Raw genomic sequence first — 728 nt, 5'->3', positions numbered from 1 at the left:
TTGATGAATGTGTTCTTGAATCTATCAATGAAGATATCCAGTTCTCAAGCGTTCAACTGATGCATGCCCTGCAAGAGGATGTTTTAGATAAAGAAACAGTAAACCTCATCATCGAATACCTATCATTGATTCAACGAAAACTTGCTGAGCGAGAGCAACAAGAGCTGGGTGAATACAACTCAGATTTCGCTTTGATGCTTGCGAATAGGCATTTGACCCAAGAGCAGCTTCAAAAACTCGCTGACTTCAAAGAACTGCGCGAAGAAGCAACTTATATGTAACTAAGGGGCGACTATGTCGCTCTCTTCCGACCCCGTCGGGTCGAACCTACCGATTCTACTCACCACATTACAATTATAAAAAGGTGTAACTATGGCTATTCACAAGATTTTCAAGACGAAAATGCCAAACAAAAAACAATCCATCGAAGAGCAGTCTGCTGCAACCACTAGCTACGCGGCAGGCACAACCAAAGATCTACAGCAATGTATCCTTGTCGAATACGCTTCTGGCAAGTTCAAGCCTCATGAAGAAGAAAACATCATTAGTGAAAAAACCGAATTCCTAATGGCTCACAACATCTCATCCCCACTCCCTATCTTAAAAACGCCCCACTTCAAGGTTCACGAGATGAATTGGTCTGACATTGGTCGTGAGATAGCAAATTATAAAAGCAAGACTGGAATGCAGAAACCCACCAGCCACCGAATGATATCTCTTCAGAAAGG

At 42.6% G+C, this 728-nt stretch carries 2 protein-coding genes; both read left to right on the top strand.

From position 1 onward, the window contains the following. The coding region (locus R7P74_RS26315; RefSeq protein WP_318123585.1) for a hypothetical protein at positions 1 to 281 on the top strand (281 nt) is incomplete at its 5' end. Positions 282 to 372: 91 nt separating this feature from the next. Then, on the top strand, positions 373 to 728 hold a 356-nt coding region (locus R7P74_RS26310; RefSeq protein ID WP_318123583.1), incomplete at its 3' end, for a hypothetical protein.

The sequence above is a fragment of the Vibrio sp. 2033 genome (genome assembly GCF_033339735.1).
This window is presented reverse-complemented; position numbering and strand designations above follow the sequence as displayed.